The organism is Agrobacterium sp. SUL3, assembly GCF_001263295.1.
Classification (GTDB): domain Bacteria; phylum Pseudomonadota; class Alphaproteobacteria; order Rhizobiales; family Rhizobiaceae; genus Agrobacterium; species Agrobacterium tomkonis.
The window spans coordinates 210,843-235,628 of the sequence record NZ_KQ414498.1; the positions used below are offsets into that span (position 1 = coordinate 210,843).

General features: G+C 59.9%; 29 protein-coding genes. 2 read left to right on the forward strand and 27 right to left on the reverse strand.

The window, feature by feature from the left end:
• Nucleotides 1–86 precede the first annotated feature (86 nt).
• On the forward strand, nt 87–581 hold the full coding sequence (locus AKG12_RS01120; protein WP_052817174.1) for a 2-thiouracil desulfurase family protein: 495 nt from the start codon (nt 87–89) through the stop codon (nt 579–581).
• 222 nt (nt 582–803) lie between these two features.
• Here the strand turns inward: AKG12_RS01120 and AKG12_RS01125 are convergent, their stop codons facing one another.
• The 3 genes from AKG12_RS01125 to purD form a co-directional block, all read right to left on the reverse strand.
• Nucleotides 804–2,627: a methyl-accepting chemotaxis protein gene (locus tag AKG12_RS01125; RefSeq protein ID WP_052817175.1), complete on the reverse strand. Its 1,824-nt coding sequence runs from the start codon at nt 2,625–2,627 to the stop codon at nt 804–806.
• A gap of 325 nt (nt 2,628–2,952) precedes the next feature.
• The gene (locus AKG12_RS01130) at nt 2,953–3,462 is read right to left on the reverse strand and encodes a plant virulence effector HPE1-like domain-containing protein (RefSeq protein WP_052817839.1); all 510 of its coding nucleotides are present in this window, start codon (nt 3,460–3,462) and stop codon (nt 2,953–2,955) included.
• 155 nt (nt 3,463–3,617) lie between these two features.
• On the reverse strand, nt 3,618–4,889 hold the full coding sequence (purD, locus tag AKG12_RS01135) for a phosphoribosylamine--glycine ligase (RefSeq protein ID WP_052817177.1): 1,272 nt from the start codon (nt 4,887–4,889) through the stop codon (nt 3,618–3,620).
• 305 nt (nt 4,890–5,194) lie between these two features.
• Between purD and AKG12_RS01140 the strand changes: the two genes are divergently transcribed.
• On the forward strand, nt 5,195–5,512 hold the full coding sequence (locus AKG12_RS01140; RefSeq protein ID WP_052817180.1) for a hypothetical protein: 318 nt from the start codon (nt 5,195–5,197) through the stop codon (nt 5,510–5,512).
• On the opposite strand, the gene AKG12_RS01145 is transcribed toward AKG12_RS01140, so the two are convergent.
• The 24 genes from AKG12_RS01145 to AKG12_RS01255 all read right to left on the reverse strand — a co-directional run bounded on the left by AKG12_RS01145 (nt 5,506) and on the right by AKG12_RS01255 (nt 24,554).
• The gene (locus tag AKG12_RS01145) at nt 5,506–6,306 is read right to left on the reverse strand and encodes a DNA adenine methylase (protein WP_052817183.1); all 801 of its coding nucleotides are present in this window, start codon (nt 6,304–6,306) and stop codon (nt 5,506–5,508) included. The two genes, AKG12_RS01140 and AKG12_RS01145, sit on opposite strands and share 7 nt — an antisense overlap.
• Before the next feature lie 285 nt (nt 6,307–6,591).
• A complete protein-coding gene (locus tag AKG12_RS01150; RefSeq protein ID WP_052817185.1) occupies nt 6,592–7,566 on the reverse strand; it encodes a phage late control D family protein in 975 nt (324 codons plus the stop codon).
• Nucleotides 7,566–7,829, reverse strand: a complete 264-nt coding sequence (locus AKG12_RS01155; protein WP_052817187.1) for a tail protein X — start codon at nt 7,827–7,829, stop codon at nt 7,566–7,568. The genes AKG12_RS01150 and AKG12_RS01155 overlap by 1 nt, the downstream gene beginning before the upstream one ends.
• Nucleotides 7,826–8,257 carry a phage tail protein gene (locus AKG12_RS01160; RefSeq protein WP_052817189.1) on the reverse strand — a complete coding sequence of 144 codons (432 nt, stop codon included), beginning with the start codon at nt 8,255–8,257 and terminating at the stop codon, nt 7,826–7,828. The genes AKG12_RS01155 and AKG12_RS01160 overlap by 4 nt, the downstream gene beginning before the upstream one ends.
• Complete coding sequence (locus AKG12_RS01165; RefSeq protein ID WP_052817191.1) at nt 8,254–10,569, reverse strand: phage tail tape measure protein; 2,316 nt, start codon at nt 10,567–10,569, stop codon at nt 8,254–8,256. Before AKG12_RS01165 ends, AKG12_RS01160 begins: the two co-directional genes overlap by 4 nt.
• A 114-nt stretch (nt 10,570–10,683) precedes the next feature.
• Nucleotides 10,684–11,094, reverse strand: coding sequence for a hypothetical protein (locus AKG12_RS01170; protein ID WP_052817194.1), 411 nt, complete (start codon nt 11,092–11,094; stop codon nt 10,684–10,686).
• A gap of 9 nt (nt 11,095–11,103) precedes the next feature.
• The gene (locus tag AKG12_RS01175) at nt 11,104–11,622 is read right to left on the reverse strand and encodes a phage major tail tube protein (RefSeq protein WP_052817197.1); all 519 of its coding nucleotides are present in this window, start codon (nt 11,620–11,622) and stop codon (nt 11,104–11,106) included.
• A 9-nt stretch (nt 11,623–11,631) separates the two neighbouring features.
• Nucleotides 11,632–12,906 carry a phage tail sheath family protein gene (locus AKG12_RS01180; protein WP_052817199.1) on the reverse strand — a complete coding sequence of 425 codons (1,275 nt, stop codon included), beginning with the start codon at nt 12,904–12,906 and terminating at the stop codon, nt 11,632–11,634.
• A gap of 131 nt (nt 12,907–13,037) precedes the next feature.
• Nucleotides 13,038–13,664 carry a DUF4376 domain-containing protein gene (locus tag AKG12_RS01185; RefSeq protein WP_052817201.1) on the reverse strand — a complete coding sequence of 209 codons (627 nt, stop codon included), beginning with the start codon at nt 13,662–13,664 and terminating at the stop codon, nt 13,038–13,040.
• Between the two features lie 9 nt (nt 13,665–13,673).
• Complete coding sequence (locus AKG12_RS30590) at nt 13,674–14,786, reverse strand: phage tail protein (protein ID WP_052817204.1); 1,113 nt, start codon at nt 14,784–14,786, stop codon at nt 13,674–13,676.
• A gap of 61 nt (nt 14,787–14,847) precedes the next feature.
• Nucleotides 14,848–15,021 carry a hypothetical protein gene (locus AKG12_RS30595; RefSeq protein ID WP_197283283.1) on the reverse strand — a complete coding sequence of 58 codons (174 nt, stop codon included), beginning with the start codon at nt 15,019–15,021 and terminating at the stop codon, nt 14,848–14,850.
• A 9-nt stretch (nt 15,022–15,030) separates the two neighbouring features.
• Nucleotides 15,031–17,295 carry a hypothetical protein gene (locus AKG12_RS01195; protein WP_052817206.1) on the reverse strand — a complete coding sequence of 755 codons (2,265 nt, stop codon included), beginning with the start codon at nt 17,293–17,295 and terminating at the stop codon, nt 15,031–15,033.
• An 11-nt stretch (nt 17,296–17,306) separates the two neighbouring features.
• Entirely contained in the window at nt 17,307–17,972 is a 666-nt protein-coding gene (locus tag AKG12_RS01200) for a phage tail protein I (protein ID WP_052817209.1), read from the reverse strand.
• Complete coding sequence (locus tag AKG12_RS01205) at nt 17,969–18,907, reverse strand: baseplate J/gp47 family protein (protein WP_052817212.1); 939 nt, start codon at nt 18,905–18,907, stop codon at nt 17,969–17,971. Before AKG12_RS01205 ends, AKG12_RS01200 begins: the two co-directional genes overlap by 4 nt.
• Nucleotides 18,904–19,281: a GPW/gp25 family protein gene (locus tag AKG12_RS01210; protein ID WP_052817215.1), complete on the reverse strand. Its 378-nt coding sequence runs from the start codon at nt 19,279–19,281 to the stop codon at nt 18,904–18,906. Before AKG12_RS01210 ends, AKG12_RS01205 begins: the two co-directional genes overlap by 4 nt.
• A gap of 3 nt (nt 19,282–19,284) precedes the next feature.
• On the reverse strand, nt 19,285–19,503 hold the full coding sequence (locus tag AKG12_RS01215) for a hypothetical protein (protein ID WP_052817217.1): 219 nt from the start codon (nt 19,501–19,503) through the stop codon (nt 19,285–19,287).
• An 11-nt stretch (nt 19,504–19,514) separates the two neighbouring features.
• Nucleotides 19,515–20,066 (reverse strand): hypothetical protein, encoded by a 552-nt coding sequence (locus tag AKG12_RS01220; RefSeq protein ID WP_052817220.1) that lies wholly within the window; start codon nt 20,064–20,066, stop codon nt 19,515–19,517.
• Nucleotides 20,059–20,580, reverse strand: a complete 522-nt coding sequence (locus AKG12_RS01225; RefSeq protein WP_052817222.1) for a hypothetical protein — start codon at nt 20,578–20,580, stop codon at nt 20,059–20,061. Before AKG12_RS01225 ends, AKG12_RS01220 begins: the two co-directional genes overlap by 8 nt.
• The gene (locus AKG12_RS01230) at nt 20,577–21,065 is read right to left on the reverse strand and encodes a phage virion morphogenesis family protein (protein WP_052817224.1); all 489 of its coding nucleotides are present in this window, start codon (nt 21,063–21,065) and stop codon (nt 20,577–20,579) included. The genes AKG12_RS01225 and AKG12_RS01230 overlap by 4 nt, the downstream gene beginning before the upstream one ends.
• Nucleotides 21,062–21,481 carry a gp436 family protein gene (locus AKG12_RS01235; protein WP_052817227.1) on the reverse strand — a complete coding sequence of 140 codons (420 nt, stop codon included), beginning with the start codon at nt 21,479–21,481 and terminating at the stop codon, nt 21,062–21,064. Before AKG12_RS01235 ends, AKG12_RS01230 begins: the two co-directional genes overlap by 4 nt.
• Nucleotides 21,482–21,553: 72 nt before the next feature.
• Nucleotides 21,554–22,015 carry a hypothetical protein gene (locus AKG12_RS01240; RefSeq protein WP_052817229.1) on the reverse strand — a complete coding sequence of 154 codons (462 nt, stop codon included), beginning with the start codon at nt 22,013–22,015 and terminating at the stop codon, nt 21,554–21,556.
• Nucleotides 22,016–22,085: 70 nt separating this feature from the next.
• Nucleotides 22,086–23,063 (reverse strand): hypothetical protein, encoded by a 978-nt coding sequence (locus AKG12_RS01245; RefSeq protein WP_052817232.1) that lies wholly within the window; start codon nt 23,061–23,063, stop codon nt 22,086–22,088.
• A 16-nt stretch (nt 23,064–23,079) separates the two neighbouring features.
• A complete protein-coding gene (locus AKG12_RS01250) occupies nt 23,080–23,460 on the reverse strand; it encodes a hypothetical protein (protein ID WP_052817234.1) in 381 nt (126 codons plus the stop codon).
• Complete coding sequence (locus AKG12_RS01255; protein ID WP_052817236.1) at nt 23,457–24,554, reverse strand: phage protease; 1,098 nt, start codon at nt 24,552–24,554, stop codon at nt 23,457–23,459. Before AKG12_RS01255 ends, AKG12_RS01250 begins: the two co-directional genes overlap by 4 nt.
• Nucleotides 24,555–24,786 lie beyond the last annotated feature (232 nt).

Consider the following 24,786-nt stretch of genomic DNA (forward strand, 5'->3'; position numbering starts at 1 on the left):
TGCCGATCTCCCCCCTTGAGGGGGAGATGTCCGGCAGGGCAGAGGGGGGTAAGCCGCAGCCTCCACTCCCGCAGGATGACTCCCCATTGACCCACACGCCTCCCAAAATCCTCATCAGCGCCTGCCTCCTCGGCCAGCCCGTCCGCTACGACGGCAGGGGCAAACCTCTACCCCACCCTGCAATAGAGCGCTGGCGAAGCGAGGGCAGGCTGGTGACGATCTGTCCGGAGATGGCGGGTGGTATGCCCGTTCCGCGTCCACCGGCGGAAATCGAGAGGGGCGCGTCCGGTCTCGATGTGCTGGAGGGCCGCGCCCGTGTGCTGGAGGTGACCGGTGGCGATGTCACCGCGCAATTCATCGCCGGTGCGCAAAAGGCGCTGGCCTTCGCCAAGGCCAATGGCTGCACCCATGCGCTGCTGATCGATGGCAGCCCGTCCTGCGGGTCGGTCGCGATCTATGACGGTTCGTTCTCCGGCCTCAAACATCCGGGCAATGGCGTGACGGCGGCGCTGCTCGGAAAAGCCGGTATTGCCGTATTTTCACCTGCCGATATCGATCGTCTCGATGCACTGACCTGCTGAAATTAGGCGCTGCAAATACGGCATCGCCTGCTTCCCGAGGTGGTAAATACTCCCTGTCGTCATCCTCGCCCTTGAGGCGAGGATCCAGAATGCAATCTGGCCATGGGTCCTCGGGTCGAGCCCGAGGACGCCGCCGAATATGTAGGGAACGTTTTGGAGAGCACATAAAAATGCCGGGTCTGTGCCCGGCATTTTGTTTCAATCGCATGAGACCGTTAGTGGTCACCCCGCCATACGCATCTGCTCTGCCATGCCGTGAAGCTGGTGGCCGGCGGAAACGCGGAAGCCGCGGATGAGGTTCAGCAATTCTTCGGTATCCACGGCCAGCGCTTCGGCCGAAGCCGTGGTTTCTTCCGCCATGGCGGCATTGTGCTGGGTGGCGACATCGAGCTGGTTGAGCGATGAGGAGATCGAGCGCAATGTCGTGTCCTGCTCGGCAGCCGAATGGGCGATCTTGCTGACGATCTCGTTAGCGGATTTGATCTGGTCCGAAATGCGTTTCAGCGCGTCACCGGCCTCACCGACAAGGCGCACGCCGTTTTCGACCTGGCTGGAAGAACGAGCGATCTGGTCCTTGATTTCCTTGGCAGCGGCGGCGGATTTCTGCGCCAGTTCGCGCACTTCCTGCGCCACCACGGCAAAGCCCTTGCCAGCCTCACCCGCACGCGCTGCCTCCACACCCGCATTCAGCGCCAGCAGATTGGTCTGGAAGGCAATGTCGTCGATCACGCCGATGATGTTGGAAATCTGGTCGGAAGACTGTTCGATACCGCTCATCGCTGATATCGCCTCTTCCACCACCCGGTCGCTGCGCATGGCCTCCGAGCTGACGGTGGTGACGCGCTTGGCGGCGTCGGCTGCACCCTCCGCCGTCTGGCGCACCGCAACGGTCAGTTCATCCAGAGCGGCCGAGGTTTCTTCGAGGTTCGCGGCCTGCCGTTCGGTTCGCTGCGAAAGCTCGTTGGAGGCCTTGCGGATTTCTTCCTTGGAACCGCCAATATCGATGCTCTTGGAGTTCACCTTGGCCATGGCGGCATCAAGATGGGTCAGGGCCTCGTTGAAATTGTCGCGCAGCGCCGCATAACGGTTGCCGAGATCGCCGCAGCGAACGGTCAGATCGCCTCCGGCCAGTTTCTCCAGCGCCTCGCCGATGGTGGTGACGACGCGCGCCTGCAATGCGGCTTCGTCGCGCTGCATGTCGAGATTGTTCTGGCGTTCCGTGTCGAGCTGTTCCTGCTGTTCTTCCTGCCGGCGCTGCATGGCGTGGCGCTCGCGCACCTTGTCCTGCAGCGAGGCGGTGGCCTTCGCCATCATGCCCACTTCGTTGGTCAGGCCGGTGTGAGGAATGGTGAGCGAGACGTTTTCATTGGCCACTTCGCCAAGTGCGCGGTGGATATCGCCGAGCGGTTTGGAAATGCCGCGGATGACGTAGAAGGCGGCGGCAAGCGCCAGGATGAAGATGGCGGCGCCGATGGACAGCGCCTTCATCACTTCGCCGCGCACCTGCGCGTTCAGATCGTCGATATAGACGCCGGTCACGACCACCACCTGCCAGGGCTCGAAGGCTAGTGCGTAAGAGCTTTTGGCGTAATCATTGCCTTCCATGCCGGGCTTCGGACCGTAGAAATCCGTCTGGCCGCCGCCGTTGCGGCCAAGCCGCACCAGCTCGTCACGATAAGCGAACCCCTTGCTATCAGGCTTGCCCTTGAAGTTTTCGCCGACCCGCTTGGCATCGGGATGAAACTTCATCGTCACGTCATAGTCGTACCCGAACAGATAGCCATCAGGGGTGAACCTGATGGCGCTGACGGTGGCGTAAGCCTGTTTCATGGCTTCTTCCCGTGACAGCGTTCCGGCGGTTTCTTTGTCATGGAAGGATTGCAGAATGGAAATGGCCGATTGCACCTGCGTCCGCAGCATGCCGTAGCGTTCCTCATAGATCGCATCGGTGGCGGATTTCAGCTGGTAAAACGTCGCCACGGAGAAGGCGGCCATAAGGGCCACAACGAGTACGATAAGCTGGCGGGAAATGGAGAGGTTCTTCATGGGCGCTCACAAGCGTTTGGCGTCGCGGCCTTAAAAGGTCGCGCGCTGCCGAAGTTTCGGAAATGGAAAGGGCGCCTGATGCGCGGTGAAGGGCCTGAAAAGCGAGCGTCCGCCCAGGCCTCATATTGTGCTGCATTGCACCATGAAGTCACTTAGCGGCCAAAAATTTGAATAAATATTTAATTAGCGAAAGCTTTATCAGCTTGGCCGACAGAATAACGGCCGGAAAACCTATTATTCCCCGAATGGTTGCCGAGGGCTGCAATAAGTACAGCGATAACGCGATTATTTGATATTTGTCAGGAAACGCGCCGAGTGCCGACCGTCAGTTGCCACGCAATTTGAAATCCGGGAATACGGGTGCGGCGACCGCTGAGGCGCTGGTTGGAGCTGCGGCATTATCGCCAGAGATTTCCTTGACGCCTGCGGTCTTCGTCGTCACGTCGATACCGGCAGGTGTCGAAACCGCTTCTTGAGGATGCGCCACGGGTTCGGCATCGTCATAGGTTGCGATTGCGGTACTGGAGGTTTCCGACATCCATGCGGGATTGGTGCTGACGAAGGTAACCGGCGCACCGCCGAGCCAGGCCTCGGTGCGGATGAGTGTGCGTTTGCCATCGACTTCGCGCATTTCGGTATGTTGCGTGCCCGGCTCGATGGATGGAATGGCATAACCTTGCGCTGCCGTTTTGTCTTGTACTGGTTCGCAGCCCGAGCAGTCACGGCGAACAAAGCTGCCATTGCTGGCATGTACGCCATTGATATATTCGATGGAAGACGCCATGGCCGAACCGCCGGTCAGCGCGATAATGGCTGTCAAAAGAAGACGACGCATCGAAAAACCCCCGAAATAACCGCAAAATCCGTGGCTCAGGCACGGTGCGTCATTCAATATTCGGGCAAATATTACTGGTCTTTCGTTTCCATCGGGTCAGCAAACTTGGTAAAAATTGAACGAAATATTCGCTCCATCACCGTTTGCTGCAAGTATCAGGCCTTTTCGCGGGCCACGGCCTGCCAGCCGATATCGCGGCGGCAGAAGCCATTTTCCCATTCGACCTTGTCCGTCAAAGCATAGGCGCGTGCCTGGGCCTCCGTCACGTCTTTTCCAAAAGCGGTGACGTTCAGCACACGGCCACCGGTTGCGACGAGTTTGCCGTCCTTCAATGCTGTTCCGGCATGGAAGACCTTCGCCTCTGCGCTGGCATCAGGAATATGGGCGATCGGCGTGTTCTTGTCGTAAGTGCCGGGATAACCCTTGGAAGCGAGAACGACAGTCAGCGCGGCATCGTCGCGCCATTCCGCCTGCGCCTTGTCCAGCGCGCCGGTGGCTGTGGCGTAGAGGATCGGCAGCAGGTCGCTCTTGAGGCGCATCATCAGCACCTGGCACTCGGGATCGCCGAAGCGCACATTATATTCGATCAGCTCCGGGCCTTTGGCGGTGATCATCAGGCCGGCGAAGAACACGCCCGAGAAGGGATTGCCGTCCTTGGCCATGCCTGAAATCGTCGGCTCGATGATCTCCTTCATGGTGCGTTCCACCATGGCGGATGTCATGACGGGGGCAGGGGAATAAGCGCCCATGCCGCCGGTATTCGGGCCGGTGTCGCCGTCGCCGACGCGTTTGTGATCCTGCGCGGTGGCCAGCGCCAGCGCCGTTTTGCCATCCGAAAGGCAGAAGAAGCTGGCTTCTTCGCCATCGAGGAAGGCCTCCACCACCACTTCGGCGCCGGCCGCACCGAAAGCGCCGTCGAAACATTCGTCGATGGCGGCAAGCGCTTCCGCTTCCGTCATCGCCACGGTCACGCCCTTGCCGGCGGCAAGCCCGTCCGCCTTGATGACGATGGGCGCACCCTGTTCACGCACATAATCCCTAGCCGGCTCGGCGGCTTTGAAACGCTGGTAAGCGCCGGTCGGAATATCGTAGCGCGCGCAGAGATCCTTGGTGAAACCCTTGGAACCTTCAAGCTGGGCAGCGGCTTTCGATGGGCCGAAAGTGGCGATGCCAGCGGCACGCAGATCATCCGCCAGACCCGCCACCAGCGGCGCTTCCGGGCCGACAACGACGAAGTCGATCGCTTTTTCCTTTGCAAAGGCAATGACGGCGGCGTGGTCTTCCACGTCAAGTACAACCAGCGTTGCGTGGTCGGCGATGCCGGGATTGCCGGGTGCAGCATAAAGCTCATCGAGCAGGGGAGACTGGGCGATTTTCCACGCCAGTGCATGTTCGCGTCCGCCGGAACCGATCAACAGAACTTTCATGGTCAACACCCCTGCAAATTCGCCAGTAACCTTGTGGGACGGGCGTTAAGGGCAGGGGGGCGAAAGGTCAAGACGAATATATGGCGATTGTCGCGCATTGAGCCTGCGAATAGAGGCTCCAAATCGCTCCTCCGTCATGCCGGACTTGATGTAGCGCGCAAAATCGAATGGCGCGGAGCGCAATATCAGTTGGCAACAAATTTCAGATCGAGAGACGATCGTCTTAACCCTTTTCTCGTTCTGGCATTGCGAACCTCTTTGTAACGTGGTTTCGATATCGCCCTTCGGGCAAAGGAAACCATTAAATGCACTCCAAGCGTAGCAAGCATCTCCTCGTAGCTTTTAGCACTATTGTTTGTCTGGCGATGCCGACCACATCATACGCGCAAGCATCGGAAAAAAACCGGCAGGACGCGGCGCTCTTCGAGTGGGTAGTAGCAAATTGCAAGACGGAAGGCGTCCCCGGCAGTGCGTTCGTCATGGTGGCGATGGTCATAAACGGGTCAACAACTGACGAGATGACAGCGGCACGGGGAGCCGCGAGGACCAAGGCAGGGGCCTATCCCTCTAAGGATGCTGCCTGCCTCGATCTGGTGGCACGGCTCAAGAAAGCCAATCAATAGGAGGTTGAGATAATCACCTCCTTTACAGGTTTGCTGTTTCCAGCGCCCTGTATGGAATAGGTGCAATCCACCTCATCAATTCGAAAATCCTTGAAGGTCTCGAAGACACCTTGAACGGCATTTAAAGACAGTATGAAGCGGCCTTTAATCTGCCCGAGAACATCCGCCATCTCGGCGAACTCCTCTCGACTGAACACACCGGAGCCGTAATCCGTTTCGTTCCCGAAGTAAGGCGGATCGAGATAAAACAGCATCTCTGGCCGATCATATCGTTCGATGAAGCGCCGCCAAGGAAGTTGCTCGATGACGACGCCTGCCATCCGTTCGTGGATAGCCTCCAGTTGCGGGGCAAGCTTCAGGAGATTGAAACGAGCGCCTTGCATCGTAACCCCGAAGTTCTGCCCGGCGACTTTACCACCGAATGCGGTTCGCTGGAGATAGAGGAACCGCGCAGCCCGCTCCAGATCGGTCAAGGTGGAAGGGTCGACACGAGAAAGGCGCTCGAATTCGCGGCGGCTCGTAACCTGATAGCGCAGCGTTTCCATGAACTGCGGGTAATGCCGCTGCAGTATCCTGAAGAGGTTGGCGACGTCGCCGCTGATGTCGTTGATGACCTCCATGCGCGGCTGGAGGTTTCGGCGGAGGAAGACACCACCCATGCCCACGAACGCCTCCGCATAGCTTTCGTGGGGCGTCTCGTTGATGCGAGCGATGATGGCTTTCGCCAGAACACGTTTTCCACCGATATAAGGAGCGGCGGGGGTGGCAGGAGCCACCGGCGTCAGATTCACCATTTCAAATATCTCTCGACTCAGTCACAGCAAATCCGCCCTGCAGGGTACGGGTGTGACAGTTATCGAACGTTGCTGTCGGACGGGTCTGGTCGCCAAACTTTGGCCCGTCGCTTGGGGTGCACGAGGCACCCCGGCCACCCGGCTTGCCGGATGACTGTTCTCGCAATCAGACGATTTGGACGTGGTTCACGATCCACCAGATGGCAAAGCCCAATCCTCCCAAAAGGAAAATGGCTCCGCAGATCAGACCGAAAATCGCCAGATAGAAAATCTCATTCATCGCGCTCACTCCTTGCCGCTTTCCGGCGCTTCGACCGCGACACCGGTCTTGTAACTGTCGGCCGCGAAGGTCTGGGTGACTGTTCCAGCGCGCCATGCGCCGTTTGCCTCGGGTCGAAACCCCGTGAGGTTCAAAGGCGTATCGGCCATCAATTCCGGTCGGCCGAACATCATGAGGTTGCCCGAGCCGGTCGCCCGGCCGAGCTTGTCGCCTTCCGATCCGGCTGCAGCTTCCGCCTCGGCCTTGTTGGCATAGACGGTGCGCAGCCGACGCACCGGCCCGGTCAATCCCGTCGAATGCGAGACGGTTTCTGTCTTGCCGGTTGCGCGGTCGAAATAGGAGGCCTCGACGGTGCCGAACTTGGTGCGAGGCTCGACCTCGAAATCGCCGCTCTCGCATTCGCTCTTGTCGATCGTGATCGTTGGCAGGATGCCGCGAGTCAGGAACAGGAATTTGTTGCCCTTGATCGAAAAAAGTGCCCGGTTGCGGTCCGCAAGGCGGGTCAGGAAATCAAGCGAACTCTGCCCGACGCGGGCGATATACTCGATTTGCTTCGATGCCATTTCGGGACTGACCTTTGCGTCATAGCCATGGCGCTTGGCGAGCTGCTCGACCACATCACCGATCGTCGTCTGATCAAAATGTTCAGAGCCTTGCTCTTTAACGTCCTCGCGCATGTCGGCCGAGTGACCCGAAATGGTCAGTTTGTCGCCGTCCTGCCCGAAGCTGATCCTGTTTTTCTCGACCGTGAATTCGCCCATGACCCACGAGCCGAATTCCTTATAGCCGAACGAAACAGAGAGCTTCGCTCCCTTTTCCGGCATCTGGATCGCATTGCCGGAATCATCAAAAACCAATTCAATGCGGTCGGCTTCCTGACCGGCATTATCCGTGACGGTCGCCGTTGACAGGCGGTCATAAAAACCCGGCGCAACGGCCTTTCCGCCGACAAAGCACTCAATGAACGGTTTATGGCGCATCAATCCCAAAGCCTCACGACAGCGGTGGACGTGGCCCGGATAGTGAACTCCGGCAGAATGATTGTGCCTCCCAGCGGAAGAAGGAGGCCGCGATCGGCAATACTCGGGTTGGCTTCGAGGGTCGCCTCGACATAACCATCCAGTTTGCCCGCCACGCGCCGATCATTGAGAGCCTTGAAGGCGTGCTCAAAGCACACGAGGTCAATACTCAGGTCTTCAAGTTCGATGACGCGGGTTCCGGCCGGGATAATGGTGGCGCTCATAGGAACAGCCCCACAGGCTTGCCGCCATCATGGAAGGGCGCAACTTCGATCGTGTAGCTCACTTTGCGTCCGAGGCCCGCCCTGTTGATGGCTGACTGCTCATCATCAACAAACAGGATCACAACGCGACCGTAGATCGTCGCGACGGTCGAGCTGGTGTCTGCCCAACCGATCAACATGACCGGATTGGCGGCGCGTTGCGTTGTCCGCACGGCCTCGAAATCGGCCCTGTCGCCGAACTCGTCAGGGAACAGCAGCCCTGAGATCGTGATGGGATCATCGCCGTAACCGACGAACTGGCGGCCGGGATAGGTTCCGAAACGAGGAATGGACGCCCATTTTGCTTCCGTCGACCGGGCGAACTGCTGATAGTTCAGACGGTCGATCTGGAAGATATGCGGGCCGAGGGCGAGCAAAGCTGAACTCATGGTGTGGCTCCGTCATTAAATGCGCCGGAACGCACGGACGAGAGTGATTCCAGTTTCGATGCCGCCGCATCGCCAGCAGCTTTGGGATCAGGCGACGAAATATTCTGCGTCACATTCTGGTTGATCGTGGTGTTGGAAGTAGAACCGCCTGCGGCTGGCGGATTTCCTCCAGCGCCCGGTGATGGCTGATACGGCTCCGCAACGGACATATCGTCACTACCGCCAAATATTGCAGGCAACTTAAAAAGGCCTGTGAGATCGATGCTGCCAATAGCGGCGCGAATTCGCCCTGGCACACCAGTCAACCAGCTATAGAGTGCTTCAAAAGCCGCTTTAAAGCCGTCGACAACGGCAGTGCCGAGCGCTGCACCGGCAGCACGCATTGCCTCCTTGTCGGAGTCAGACAGCTTTTCCTGCGAGAAGAAAGACGTGATCACTTTCCATATCTCGCCGAGCTTCTCCTTTGCGGCGTCGATCATCGCGCTGAAATCGAACATCTTTGCCATGGAGGCTTTGAACGCTGCGATCGAGGCGGGATCGATGTTAAGCGCCGTGCCGATACGGTCCACGAGGAGCGACAGCGCCTTCGTGACGCCCTCGACGCCGGTATTGAAGAAGGCGACAATCGGCCCTGCGAAACCGGACGCGAATGAGGAAATACGATCCCAATACTTCCAGACTGCAAATCCGGCTCCCGCCAGAACGGCCGCGATCGCCCATACCGGCGCTGTGATCCCGGCGACGATGCCTGCAAGACCAGAGGCGAAGGCGGTCAGTGCGGCTGTGACGGCCGACAGTGAACCGGCAAGCCCGCCGCCGCTCGCGGCCGAGATGAAGGAAAGACCGGCGATCGCGTTTCGCAGCATCGGAATCCGGCCTGCGACCGGCAGAAGCGCCGAGCCGAGCGCCGAGGCACTGCCCGCCGCAAACCGCCATGCACCGGCGATGATGCGCCAGCCGGTGGCGATGTTCCTGCCATCCTGAAACCGCAGGAAGGTCGAGGTGAAGCCGATCGCGGACAGCCGCATGGCGGCGAATGCATAGGAGGCCACGCGCATGGCAACCGATGCCGCCAGTAGCCCGGCCGTGATTTTCACGATCGTCGCCGTCAGCTCCGGGTTCGCCGTGGTCCAGTCGTTGACCATCCGCACGATTGCCGTGCCGCGAAGGACAATATCCTGCACCACGGGCAGCAATGCGCCGCCTGCAGAAAACAGGTTATCGATCTCGGTCACGAGACCCTTGATCTGGGTTTTCAGGCCAGACATGACGTTGACGAAATCCTTGTCGATGACGCCGCTCGCAGCACCGGCCTCATCACGGATGCGCTTGTAATCCTCCAGATTGGGGATCAGGGCGCGAAGGAAATCGAGAACCTGCTTGTCGGCGAACAGCTCGCCCATCTTGTACTGGTCGCCGCCCGTCGCCTTTTTGATCAGCTCCAGCGAATGCAGCAATGGATCGGTGCCATTCGCGGCTGCTGTCTTCATCTCCTTCTCGATGTCGATACCCATTTTCTTGAAGTTCTTCACCGTGTCCGGCGAAGTGATCTTCCCTAGAAAGTTCGACATGTTGTTTGCGGCCTGATCAGCAGAACCTGCCGACTTCATGGCGATCTGGAGAGCGGCGGCAAGCGATGCCACGGCCGGAACGCCCTGCATCTTCAGCGCCGAGGCGTTGGCCGTCAGTTCGGGGAAATTGCGCGCCATGTCCTTCAGCTCGAATGAGCCGGACTTGCCGGTGGACGCCATGACATCGAACGCCTTGGCGAGATCGGTCGCGGCAACCTTCAGGTTATCCATGACGGCGTAACCGGCATTGCCCATGTCGCCGACTTCCGCCTTGGTGGCAGTCGATGCCCGGCCGGTCGCCTCGATCGCCGCAAGGCTCTCGTCAAGGTCCATACCCTTGCCGACATAGGTGGCAAGGATTTGCAGCAACTCCGTCTTGTTCTTGCCGGTGGTGCGGGTCTGTGCAATCAGCCGCGCCTCGATCTCGCCCATGCGGTCGATCGGGATTTCCGCGACGTTGGCGAAGTCGATAAAGGCGTCCTGAAAATTCGCGCCCTTGAAGATCGGCGCGGCAAGCGTCATGGCCTGCCCGAACGCGCCAAGCATGCGGCCGCGAGCATCGCGCAGTGCCGCCTCGGCGTTTCTGGTAGCGGTCTCGATATTCTCGACGGTAAAGCCGTCCTTGATCGCGCCGGAGAAGCCCTGCTTGGCCGCTTGGCCCAAATCGAGAAGGCCGGACTTCACCTTTTTGGCGGGTCCGGTCAGTTGGTCGATCAGCCGAATGACAAAAGAGATATCCATGTCATTCGGTCCTTTGGGCGGTTCCGGTCAAACGGGGAAGTTCTGCGCGATAGGAGAGAGCGTCCAGCCAAGGCATCTGTGCGATTTCCGAGGGCTGGAACTTGTAGACGGCCGCTAGGTCGGCTGCGTATTCGAACGCCCGAGGGACCGGAGTGCCGGAAAAAAATCAAGCAACGCCTTGCCGACAGAGACGAGATCGAGCCAGTCGAGCTGATCGATAAAAGCCGAGTCCTCCCGCGACATCGAAGCGACGATCCCGGTCAGGCTGTCGAGACCATCCGTGGTCAACAGCGTGCTGGAAAGTTCGGTAATAAGCCCGCCGATGTCGACATCATCGATATTTGCCTTGCCGTCGCTCATCAGTTGCGAGGCGAGCTTCGGGCCAATCAGCACAGCGAGCTGCTTGGCGTGAGCGACGTTCGGCCGGAACATCGTGAAACTGTCCCGCTTGGCCTCTTTGCCGTCAGTGTCCTTGACAGGGACCGGGACGGTGAGCGGGATTTTGACTTCGAAAACGAGCGACATGTTGAGACCTTACGAAAAGAGGATGGAGCGGCGGGTGGAATTGATGGCCTGATAGTTCCAGATGTCCCATCCGCCCTTTTTGAAGCTGAAGCGGTGCATCACGCGACCGTCCCAATATTCGGTGTAGGACCAGATCGACTTGATCTCGTGGTCGTAACCGGTGGCCTTGCCGCCAGCCATGGACTCGCCCTCGACCTTGGACAGACGGCCGGTCACGTCGATCGAATGCTCGTGCTCCGTACCGTCTTCCTCGGAAATCACCAGCTTCTTGCCGGTCCAGTTCTGACGGACACCGGCAGGCCCGCCGAACAGGGCAAGCGTTTCAGGCGTGTGGCTCTTCAGCTTGAACGGCATGGTGAGCGCCTTGATGCCGAGGCCGGTGATGTCCAGCTCCATGTCCGAGCCGCCCGGCTGGAAGGTCTCGGTGATTTCTTCCAGCGCTGGAAGCTTCAGCGTCTCGATGTCGAGCGCCAGATTGACGTTGTCGTTGACGTTGAGCGTGAAGCCCCGAATGATGCGCAGTGTCATGGTGGCCCCTTATGCGGCGGAGAGATAATCGGCGATCGTGCCGCCGAACTCGGCAGTCACACGGCGCTGGATTTCATTGGCGAGGGTGTCAAAGTACGCCTCGTTGCGGCGCGATCCGAAGATCAGGTCTTCGAGCGGCGGCGTTTCTTCGGCATCGAACTCGACGCGAAGCTTGCCGAGACGCAGGTTCGCATTGCCGTTCATTGCCCGGTCCCAATAGACGCGACCGCCAAGGATAGCGCCAACCGCCTGCATGCTGTCGAGCAGGTCCTGCAGGCTGCGCATCACGGCGATGACATGCTGTGCCGTCAGGTTCTCGTCATTGGCCCACGGCCGGAAGCCATTGATGATGGCTTTCTCGATGGTGGCGCGGGTACGGACCACGTTGACGAACTGCCAGAGGGTGTCTGTGGAGGCGGTGCGGTTACCCCAAAGAATGCGACCGTTCGTCGCGAACTGGCCGTTGGCACCCTGCGAAAGCCGGGACGGAATGAATGTGGCAATGCCGTTCTGGTTGAGGAGGTTCGCCTCGTGATCGATTTCGCCGTCGAAATAGGTGATCGGCCGTGCCGTGCCGAGGATGCCCTTGACCTCTTGGTTCGAAGGGGACCAGTACGCTCCACCCTTTTTCTTGTCGCGCTTCACGAACATTGCCGCCGCGAAGGGCGAAGCAGGCTTGGTGACGATGGTCGCGCCGGAAGCAACCCGGACGAACGGATCAACCAGATAGGTGTAGCGGGAGGAAAAATCGGCTCTGAACGCGAGACTGGTCGCGGAATTGGGGCCGCCCGTGTCAACAACTGCGATCGCCTTCAGCTTTTCCGACACCTGCTCCAGCGCATCAGCGAGCGGGTTTTTGGCATCTTCGACGCGGCCGGAAGAATAGCCGGGCGCGATCACAAGGCCCGGCTCGACACCGACATGACCGCGAGCAAAGGAAAGGGCGTGAACGCCGGTCATCGACGCGGCCGAACCCTGCAACTTGGCGCGGGTGGCTTCCGGCGTCTGGCCAGCCTCGCAACGAACAAATACGCACTGCGCCTCGATCCCCTGCGCCCGGATCGCATTAATAATGTCGATCGCGGTGCCGGTCGTGCCGAGTGCGGCCACCTTGTCGGCCTCGTGGGTGTAGAACGCCACCGGCTCGTCATATGGGAAAAGTGTGTTTGAGGCGTCCGGCGCAATGACGGCCGCGCCGATCGCAGAGCTGTCGGCCGTCTCAAGCGGCCTGCTTTCGCTGCCAGCATCTATTACGCGGACGCCGTGATTAAAATCGAGTGCCATTAGCCGTCTCCAAAGGTCGAATTGGAAACAAACTAGATTTCAAAGGGATAGGCTGAGAGCCTGACACTGTCAGTACGGCAATGAAAAAGGGCGGTTTTGAACCGCCCTTGAAGCCTATTTAATGACCTATTTCACGAAGCCTGTCTACTTGGCATCTGTGGCCAGTATTGATCCTCCGTGTAGTCGGCCGGGATGGGAGCCATGTCCTTCAGCTTTCTTGCTGCCCAGATGTGAGCCTGTTTATGTGCCATGGCGGCTTGCCCCATCGCGAACATTGTTTGAGCATCGAGCGGGTGGGTTGTGTTATCGGCGGCGATCCATTCGAAATCGGTTTCGCCGCCGTGCCACCGGAAGTCGCCCGGCTGCACGCCGTTGACCATTATAGCCGCGAGCGCCGCCGTGGCCGCGCCTGCGATGTTTTCGCGATCCTCTGGCCGCGTCTGGTAGACGTTGCCTTGAAAGCCAAAGCCGGACGCAATGCGAATATCTTTCACAGCATCCACCATGGCGGCAGTCACGACAGGTTCTTCAGTCGGTGGCGTTTCCAGATCACCGACAGGAGAGTAACCCCATACGCCGCCCACAAAGCGGCAGATGAAGCCCTCCCGTGGCTCTGGCGGCTGAAGCGTTGTCGCATTCGCAGGAACGAGAAAACGATCGTTGACGAGGGGGTCACGGTCAGGAACCGAAGCGAACAGATATTCGCCTGTCTCCGCATTGAAATTGAAGATAGCTGGTATGCTTGATGCCTCTGACATTATCGTTCCTTAGAATTTGATGCAGGCGAGGAAGGCCGTGTTCCGGGGGCGGGTTTCGACGCCGCCAGCGGCTTGAATGCTTATCCCTGTCCCGCTAGCGTTAAGCCAGATGCCCGTCACCGCACCCCAGGTGTTACCGAAAGAATATACGGCTGGAGGCTGGTCGGTGGAGGTTGAACGTCCCGTGCTTGACTGGCTATTCTGCACACCACCGTGGACGTGACCCGGATCGTTGACGCCGTGGTTATGGCCGGGATCATTGACGCCGTGCGAGTGAGAGGCGGTCATATGGGCTTGCCATGAGCCTACCGTGCGCCCGCTATCGACTCCGCGCCCGTCATCCGCCGACCGGAAGAATTCGCCCCGGAGATCAGGCACTCTGAAAGTGCCGTCACCGTTGTCGTGAAAGACAAACGGGCCAGAAGTCCACGTTCCCGAGGCAACAACCAAGCCGTTATGTCGCGCCCAGTTCCACAGGGCGACGTAAGCGGTTTTTTGGAAGGATGCCCCGTTCAACTTGAGAAAGCCGGGCCGCAACACAGCATCATGAGTAGGCTTCCCCACATCAAGACTGGCATAGCCCGTATAGGCCGCGCCGTTCGCCGCGAAACTCTGCCATGTCATCAGAGACTTGTAAGCATCGTGCCAGATCGGCCCGATGTTCTCGCTAGGCAGCGCATCCCCCGCAGCGAACCATTTGACACGGGCATCCAAAGCAGCCTTTTGCGAATCGCTAACAGGCTTGTCCTTGTCCGCCGTGTTGTCGGCGTTACTCAAACCAACGTCGGCCTTCTCCAAGGTCACATCGCCGGAAAGCGCTTTTCCGTTAACCTTGCGCTCGTTTGGCACCTTCTCGGCCAATCCACTAGATAGCGCTTCCGCCGTCGCATAATACGCAGGCAGTTGCCCGCCGAACTTGAGCGTGTCCGGTGCCTTTCCGCCGATGATGATCTGGTCGATCTGCTCTTGCGCCAGAGCAATCGCGGTTTTCAGCTCAACGAGCTGGGGCGCGACGTTCACCTGAATGTACTGAAGCGAAGCCTGAATGCCCTGCTCGATCAGGCTTTCGAATGATGCTTCCAGTTCCTCACGGGCTGTGAGCCGCTCGTGAAGGTCGGCCATCGTGGTATTCCACAATAGCCGATCAATGAGCGTCTTCGGCCACGATGGAAGCTGATAGCCGTCAGACCTCTCTGGCATATTCAAGCACCTCGTCGCCTTCCTGCGCAATGATCGCTGCAACCAGCGATCCGCGCATGTTGATTTCGTTTAGAGGATAGTAGGTGAACGGCGCGCGCTTCACGACGCGCGTCAATTTCACATCGTAGCTCTTTTCTGGATCGATCTTGAAAGCCATGGGAACCCCTTAGAGCGCGGCAATAAATGCATCCTGCACGAACGGCACGGATACAGGATTGGTGGTGGTAGCGGCCGGGCGCATGCGGGCAGCATTGGCCGCAGCGCCGAGCGTGTAGGTGGAAAGGTAGGTCCGACGCGATGGCACCTGCGGATCAACAGTGATTACCGTTGCGTCCGGGTTCACAACCGTGTTGCCGACCATGATGGCAGGGGTGAAGGTGTGTCGCGCCGGATCGAAGCTATCCAGCGTGTATTGCGTCTGGACATGCGTGGTGGAAAAACCGAACGGCAGGTTTTTGCTAACCGCTCGCATTGTACTGCGATTGCGGGCCACCCGCGAAATCGCCTTGTCGTCGAGCTGGATCATCGGCTGCAAATCGGCCGTGCCCATCATCACCATGCGCAACTCCACCGAGGCAGGAAGGCCGACAAGCGGATTTGTCGCCGGGTCGCCGTCATCCAGTTCGGTCCACACGGCCGAGCCGGAAGGGCGGATTTCCCATCCGAGCTGGCAACCGCCCGGGACCCAACCGGCAAACAGCATGTCGATTTGGGTCATGCCGTCCGCGAGGTTGAGCGCCCGCATCGGAATGACGGTGCGCGGACTGCGATACCGGGCGGCATTCAGCTTGAAGCAAATATCGGTTTCCATCGACCCCTGCGCGAAAGCGCCGTCTGTCGTCAGGAATTGCGTTCCGCCCGTGTACTTGTTCGAAGCCGAGATATGCAGTGCGTGCTGGCCAGTCGTCACGGTCACAAATGCATAGCGCTTTCCGCTTTCCAGTAGCGTGATGGGCAGCTCCACCTTGTTCCAGCCGACCTTGATATCAGCGTGTTTCAGGAGGCCTTTCGCCAGCACTGCATCAAATCGCGGAACGCCGCCAGTCGTGGTCTCCACGATCAGAACGTGGACATCACCATCATTGCCGACGCGGGCGAACGACAGTTCAAGGCTGGTCGCCTGCATGGGCTGCGCCACAAGGAAGGTCTGCCCATAAATCGAGCCGTTAAGGCCGATTTGTTCGGTGACATATTCCCAATAGACCTCGTTATAGTTCTCGTACCGGATTTGCCGGACGCCATAGGTCTGATGACCGGGACCACCATTGGCACGGATATCGACAATCTGGAATTCCTCGCCGCCGATGTTGAAAATCTGCCCGACACGCGCATCGCCGCCAAGAGCCGACCAGCCCGCCTGATTTTCGCAAGCCCACTGCGTCGGGCCGTAGGTGACACGAACGCGCGAGGCTTCCTTCCGGATGGCTGTAATCTCGGTATGCACCAACTGCGAAATCAGCAGCGTGGAATCAAGCGCGGTATTTGCGATGCGGGTTACTTCGTCAAAGGCTGGCACCATGCGACGGCCACGGAAGTAGATCTTCGGATCATCTTCCGCCTGGACTTCAAGCCGGGCTTGCGCCTCGGCGGCAAAGCCGAACCGCACGCCTTCCTCAATGCGCGCCAGCCAGTCCACATGGGTCATGTCCCAACGGTCGAGAGTGAGCGCCTGATCGAAAACGTAAGCACGCGCCTCATCCGGCAGATCAACTTTCAGGCGGGCAGCTCCGATATCGCGCTGCATCTGACGGATAATGACCGGGCGCGGGATTTCCGTCAGCTTAGCCTTGATGTTGACGATCTGCGTTTCAATCGTCTCGGTCCGCATGAACAGGCCATCAAGATCGACTTCCAGCGATGTTACCCGGCCCTCCACTTCGTAGAGGGTTTTCACGCGGTCGCCGTTAGCCGGCTCGATGGTATCGACGCCAGAGGCAGTCAACAGCACGAAAGCGATGCATGCGTCCGTTGCGTCCACAAGCGGCTTGACCGGAACCGGATTTGCTTCGCCTTGCTGCACGATCAGTTCGACAACGCGGCGGATCGTCTTTGGCGTGGTGCGGTTGACGATGACACTGGTCTCGGGATCGTCCGATGTTTCAAATGGACGGGTTTCCGTGTCGGTGACTTCTTTGCCACGCAAGAGGATGGCAACCCACCGCTGATCGGATGCAGCAACCGGGATATGAAGCTGAAGGTTCATATCCTTCGGTGCGGCCTGCGCGTAGACGATCTTGCCAGCGACATAGCGCCCGGTCGAAACCGTAATTTCCTGCGCGGATTTGCGGGCCACCGTAAAGGCGGCCCAATGGGCGGGGTAGCCGATGGCATCGAGCCAAAGATGATCGGTCGCGTCCTGCGATTGCAAACCGATCGCTTCGAAGTCCGCATGATCGGCGATTTCGGCTTCCGCGAAAGAAGTTCTCTGCATGTCTGTTTCCCTCAATCCAGCCGCTTGCGGTCCATGTAACCGCCGAAGGCATGGCTTCCGTCGATAAAGATATTGTCGTTAAAGGTGATGCCGCGCCGCCATGCGAAGGACACCGAATAGAGCGTGTCCGGCGTCTTGGCGGTGACCATGGCGCGCTTGGCACGGTGGATCGGCTCAAGACTGACACTGGTCAGAGAGGCGCGACCCAAAGAGCTGCGACCAATCTGGAAACGATTACTATGAGCGGTCAGGCTCACCTTGATGAGATAATGTGCCGTGAACGGTTGGTGCGCGATCGGCGTGCGGCCGATGACGGCGCGACCGAAGGTGAAACGGGCGGGATGGGCGATGCGGTCAATGATATCGGCATCCACGAAAGCCAGATAGCGCTTCAGGCCAACAAGCGTGCCTTTCAGGGCCGCCAATCGCGAGCCGGGATAAAGAACTGAGCGCCCGGCACATTGGGCGATCATTTCCCGCTTCCGCTCCTCGCTCCAGTCGTCGTACCAGAGGTCAACCGAATGGTGCGCGGCGAGATAGGGCAGCAGCCGCGCTTCCGTCTTGTACGGGTCCATCAGGTCGGCGAAAGGCACAGCCAGGTCATCGGACATGCCACCGGCAAGCGCGTATTCAAAAGGCTCGGAATTGGACGGAAGAAGCGCGGCAACGTCCCTCATGTCCGAACCTCCGTTACCACCGTCAGCCCGGTCATGACCGGCACGGTATATGGATGAGGCTCGATCGCTACCGGCGTGAGGTCGCGCACCTTCACGATGTTGGCGCCATAGGCAGCGCCGGACAGCAGGCCTTCAGGAATTTCGCCGCCGACGGTGGTTCGCTCGATCGCTGCGGCCGTCACACGCTTTTCCGCCTCGGCCTTCAGCAGATCAGGCGACGGGCCGGTCCCGACGATCTCCAGTACCAGAGACACCTGATATTCCCTGCGGGTCGCGGCCATGATGGAAACGCTGACAGCCTCCGGCGTTCGGTCTGGATCGAGAACAGCGGCGCGCACGGTCGTCAGTTCGGCCGAGGTCGGTTCACGGCCGAAAGGTCCAATCAACACAACATCGGTATCGCCGCGACGGCCGTGAATAGCGCGACCGTTGATCCGGGCGTCCCAAAGACCGAGTGTCCTGTCGTCAGTCTGCGGCCATGCCGTCCATGCATCATAGAGGTAACGGCCGGGCGAACCGGAGGCAGGCGCATCAAGCGACAACAGGTAGCGGCGAAGCAAGGACGCATCGCCCTCCATTACGGCGTCGGTGTTGGCGGTTGCCGGTGTCACGATCTGGCGCTCAACGTTGTTGTCGGCGGCGATCGCCTCCAGATCGGAACCCTTGGCATAGGGCGCGAGCAAGGCACGGAAAGCGTCGTTAACGCGCTGGCGATCGAGAAGCCGCAGATAGGTCCAAGCCTGACCGACGATATTGGCGCTGTCGGTTTCAAGATCGAGCGTCTCATAGGCGGGCAGCGTCGGGTCAAGCTGACGTTGGATTTCCCAGACCTGAAGGAAGCGCGCCTTGAAGGCAGCAATCATCGCCTCGGCGCTCAATGTCTCGATCGCGTCGGGAACCGGCAGGCGGGAAAGGTCGATAATCTGAAAGCTCATGCGGCCTCCGGCCAAGACGTATTGACGGTTTCGTAGACGGACCAGTCGCCGAGGTGGCCACGCGGGAACCAGACGCCCGTCAGAACGAAAATGAAGCGGCCGGTGCGCTTGTATTCGAGCAGCTCGATCTTCTGCAGGCTGAAACCGGGTTCGCCACCATCAGGATCATTGAGCGCATCGGCAATTGCCCGATAGGCTGCAAGAATGGTTGTGGCATCGGCATTGCCGTCCTGCAGCTCGCGCAGTACCGAGCCGATATGACGGCGAAGGACACGGCTTCCCAACCGTGTCGTCAGGCATTTCCTGATCGACTGGACGCAATGCTTCCAGCCGAGCAGCATCTTGCCTGTCCTCGCGTCGATACCGGCCCGCATGGGTTACTCCTTCACAGCCTTGGCTTTGGCTGCAGGCGGGGGGTCTGTTTCACCTGCAGGCGCTTCCGCCTTTTTGCCCGGCTCCTCGATCTCACCGGCGATCAGCGGATAGGCCGCCTGTTCGTCGGTCAATTCGATGGGCTTGCCGACGCCGGGCGAACGGACGCCCGCGACAAAAATTCCGGCTTTTGCGGTGACGGTGAAAGTCTTTTTAGAGGTCATTGAAGGCTCCTTTATGCGTTTGGTTCGTAGGTGTTTTCGCCACCCCTGCGGATGCCGCCATGGTTATGGGTGTCGCCGACGTTCTTGGCGTTGTGGCGCAGGTGGGCCGAAAGGGCATGGATGGTGTCTTCAGAAAGCGTGATGCTGGAGCCGCCATGCGACAGCTTCAGGCCCTCGGCCGTCATGCGGATCGCGGACCCGGCATAGGTGATTGCCAGCTCCTTCGGCGTCCCGGCCGGGTTCTGTGCATCGTCGGTGTGGCTGTCGCGGATCGCGAGCGACTGACTGCCGATCTCGCCGTTTGGTGAAAACAGCCGCATGGGATCACCGATCGCGACGGGCATGTTCGTGCCGGTGGCTCCGGCCGCTTCCTGCACCTGCACCCACGGCGACAGGAACGGCTTGCCGTTGGCACCGACTGCGGCCAGTTCCAGCCGCACGCGGCTGCCATCGATCTCGGCGACACGGCCGGTCATCTGCGATGCCACAAGGCGGCGATTGAGATCGTCAATATTCTTGTAGATGCCGCGAAACTCGCGGACGATGATATCGGCATCAGACATGACCGGCCTCCGGCATATCGATCTGCTCGCCATTCACCTCGAATTCGGAGATGACGACGCCGTCAGGACCGAACAGCCCGTCGCCGAGCTGGCGAAGCGTCTGGTTCCACTCGACGGACATCACGCCGACGCCGCGCTGTTTCACGGCTGCGGAGATGATCGGCTGGATGACGACAGAAGACGGCGCGGTGAGCTTCGTCATGCCCCAGAGCTGCGCCGGGTGAAGAAGCGTGCCGATCGCCTCGGCAATGTTCCAGCCGTCTTCCTCGCGCTTGGAGCCTTCGGTGATGACAAATGCAACCATGTTCAACGCGGCCTCGGCCTGTCCGTTCGGTTGCCATGCAAGCGGGCTGCGCAGGATCGCAAGGCGCACGCCCGGTGCACGGATCATTTCGCGCTCCAGCTCAGACAGATCGAAGCGGCCGAACTGCGCCTCGCATGATCGAAGGTTGGGCAGGATGCGCTTGATGTCGGTCAGAACCGATTCACGGAAGGTGATAAGACGGCCGCTCATCGCTGCACCAGTCTGGAAAGCCAGTCCTCTGTTGTCTCGACCAGTTCGTTCTGGTTGGCGACGGACATGCCGAGATACGGCCGGGCAGGCATTTCGACCTGTTTGACCACGGCGAAATTGACAAAGCCGCCGGAGACCCACCAGAACTTCAGCGCACTGCCGTTCTTGGGCTTGATGATGCCGCCGAGCTGGTGGATACGGGCATAGACCAGACCGGAGCCGATCATGATGGTGGTGGCGTCGGCGATATAGTCGATCGAGCGGGAAAGAGCGCCTGAAGCAAACAGGATGCTGGTTCCCTGATTATTGCGAACCCACGGCGTTCCGTCCGGCTCGGTCTTTTCGACCTCGATACGGTGACGTATCTGGCCCTGCACGAGACGGCCGATGCCTTCGTTCAATTCGCCGAGCGGCGCGTTCTCGATCCCATCAAGGGTGAGAATCGCCTCCTCGTAACCGACAAGTTCCGTGACGATACCGCTCATGGCAGGCGATCCCGGCCGAACAGACGAGGCCCGGAATAGAATGCAGCGCCACTGGATGACAGGCCGTCATCGGTCGGAACCTTCGGCTCGTCAGCGCCAAGACCCGCCTTGCCATCGGCAATGCGCTTCAGCAGCTCGACGGCCTGCTTGTAGCGGTCCTCGATCGTGGTGGTGAGACTGGTGTGGCGGATCGCCAGATAATAGACGGCGATGTTCACGCAGGGCATGACGAGCGCCTGCGGCGTGCCGGGGATCGGTGTCGCATAACGGGCAGAAAGATGGGTGTCGATTTCGCCGCTGGCCTGTTCGACGGCGCGGGCAATGGCAACCTCGGCGTCCACGTCCTCGCGAATAAGGTCCGCGATGAACTCGGAACCCCACAAATCCTCGATATTGGTGCGACTTGCATATGCCATGGAAGAAACCCGTTGAAGATGCCCCCGCAGCCGGATTGCTGCGGGAGCTGGTCGCGCCGCTTGGGAGGCGGATCAGATAGCGCCGAGCGCCCTGAAGGTGGCGAGATCGGCCTCGTCCACGTCGCCGGGCAGGTGTTCACCCGGCGCGTAGGTTTTGCCGGAAAGACGGATTTCCTGTTTGGCCTGCGGGCCGGGCTTGGCGGCGGCCGCAGCAGCTTTCGCCTCCGCCTCCGCTTTGGCCTTCTCGGCCGCTTCAGCCTTCGCCTTTTCTTCCGCTTCCGCTTCCGCCTTCGCTTTGGCAGCGGCCTCGGCTTTGGCCTTTTCCTCGGCCTCGGCTTTTTCCTTCGCTTCAGCGTCGGCCTTCGCCTTTGCGTCGGCTTCCGCCTTGGCTTTCGCAGCGGCTTCAGCCTTGGCCTTTTCCTCGGCCTCGGCCTTTTTCTTCGCTTCCGCCTCGGCCTTCGCCTTTGCGTCGGCCTCCGCCTTGGCTTTGGCAGCGGCTTCAGCTTTGGCCTTCTCTTCTTCGGGAGTTCCCATGTCACTGTCTCCGGTCGGGTTGTGCGACCGGCCCCGCAGGGCCGATGATGGTTTCAGGGGAGAAGGCCGATCAGGCGACGGCGTTCTGGATCAGGTAGCCGACGCTCTTGGCGCAGACGAGTTCGCGGACCTTTTCGCCGACACGGACGCGCTTTCCACCTTCAAGACCGATATCCTTGTCCTCGATCGAACCGGCGATGCGCTTGCCGTTGGCAGCGGTGAAGCCCCATGTGATGACAGAGCCATCCGCCTGCTTTTTCGTCGGATCGATGTAGAGCAGCGAGATCGTCTTGCCCCAGACACGGCTGAGGTTCACCTGCTGACCCTTGCGGGAAAGGTTCACCTGGGCGACACCGATCAGCAGGTTCTTGATGTCGATTTCAAAGAGATCGGCGAACTGCTGCTTGGTGATCGCGCCGTCTTCCGTCAGCCCGCCCTTGACGGCCTTGATCAGCTTCGGATGGCGCTTGATCTTCGACCATGCGGGCTGGCCCATGGTGATTGTGTTGGGACGATAGACAAGCGTCTTGTCCATGCCCTCATCAATCACGGCATAAGGATCGGAGTTGGCGAAGTCGGAAAACTGCTGGTTCCCGGCCAGAACCAGACGGCGGGCAGCATCATAGTTGTTGGGGTCCTGCACCACGGCGGCGGCACGAACCTCGCGGCCGAGCTGGAGAAGATTGGTGAGACCTTCGGTCGCCATCGCCTCGGGGTCAATTGTGGAGCGCTTCTCGCGCCGCGCCTTCTCAGCCTCCCTGATATCCGAATAAGGAATAGGATCATCAAGGCCGAAATTGCGGACGCTGCTGTCGCGCTCCTCGCCGGTGAACTCAATGCGGCCGGGCTGGCCGGTGCGGCCGACTTCCAGCTCCGGCACGGTGAAGGCTTCGCCGAGCGGGAACTCGGTCCATTTGAAGGTGTCGCCGAGGACATCGACTTCCGGCAGCACGCGGTCATAGATCAGCGTGGCGGCCGGATTGCGATATCCGATGGAAATCGCCGTCAGTGTCGGCGAGACCGGAAAGGGTCGATTGGTGGTGCTCAATTAAGCGTCCTCGAAGTTAGGCGGGCGTGGAAAGAACGCCGGGCGCGACCTGATAGGGAATGACATCGTCGGCGGAACCGTCCGACATCGCGAAGCCGATGATGCGCACCACGGACCCGGCAACCGGCACGGCCTTGACGGCCTTTGCGTTGGCATTGGAGGTCAGCGGGTCACCAAAGGAGATGTTGCCGCCGCAGCGAACCTCGGACCAACCGGCCTGATCGACATCAAGGATGCCTTCAGCCGGAGCGCCGAGCATGGTGGCTGCGCCGACCAGCGGGTCGGTTGGAGCCGCAGCTGCGGCGACCTTGCCTTCGGCCGCAGCCTTGACGATGAGATAGCCGGCGATCGCGGCGAGGCCGACGCGGAAAGACTTGATGAGAATGGGCGTCGTCATTTCGTCTTCGTCTCCTCGACATGGCGGACGGCCTCGGAGATCGAGACGCTGATGCCGAGTGCGGCCTGATCGTCCTGATACTTGCGGGCAAGCGAGGCGATCACGACCGGGTCGCGGTCATCCTCGGCGGTCCGGGTGTTGACGTTGCGGTTGTCCAGATCGGACGGCGCGCAGATGACCGGCAGGGTCGCGGCAAGAGCCGTGAACCGCTCCAGCCCACCTTTTTCGGCGCACATGGCGCGATAGCCGTCACGGGATGCCGGGGTGATTTTCCCGGCCGCGATCTCGGCATCGAGGGCGGCGTCGATCTCGCGATCGGTGTCCTTCTTCTGGAGCGCGGCAAGCGCCGTGCGGGCCTGGTCCAGATCGGTCTTAAGGGCCGCGACCTCGGCGACAGACGTGTTCGACTTGACGGACGCAAGCGCCGTTTCGGTCTCTGTCTGCAGCTTGGTGACGGCGGCGGTGATCGCCTCGGCTTGTGCGCCGGTCTCGATCTTGAGCAGGCCGCACAGGGCGGAACGCTCATCCTGACGCGCAGTCAGTGCCGCAAGGATAGCCTTTTCATCGGCATCCTCCGCAAGACCGAGCGCCTTGGCAATTGCCTTCGACATCGGTGGATTTTCCTTTTCTTCAGGGGAGACACGGCTCAAAGCCGTCATGACCAGTGCGGGCCGGTTTACGAGGCCAGCACCGTTGAGGCGCAAAATCAGGCCATCAATCGTGTGATCGAAATCGGGAGACAGGAAACGGTATTCCTTGTCGACAATTGCCGCAGATGCCTTGGGCGTCCAATCGACCTTTCCCCAGACACCGCCGTCGCGTTCCTCGACAAGCACGATCCAGCCAGCAGCCGGAGCGGCAATGCCCTGCGGTGCGAGATGGGCCTGACCATGCTCATAGTCGATCGCGAGTGGGCCATCGTTGAGCTTGAAGGCTTCAACGACGATCTGCGGCTGGAGCGTCCAGTGACGACCGTCCCGCGCATCGATATCGGGACCGGCCGGGAACAGCTCGACCCATTCCGGAGGGGTCCTTCCCTTCGAAGCGGCGATTGCGGTGAGGCTGAAAATTGCGGTTGCGGTTTTTTTCGTCATGGGCGATTAATGCCCTGACGGCGGGAGGCCTAAGAGACTGACACTGTCAGTGCCACGCCGATCTTTCCCAAAACCTGATCTGTGGTGAAGAATACCCGAACGGCATCAAAATTGAAGCCGGATTGAAAGCCGTACAGGCGATTTCTCGGCCGGGACGAGCGATTGAGCGTTTTAACCCGTGATCGCGCTCTGTGGCCGTTTATTTCAATCCGGTGCTGGAGCAAAGCCCGGC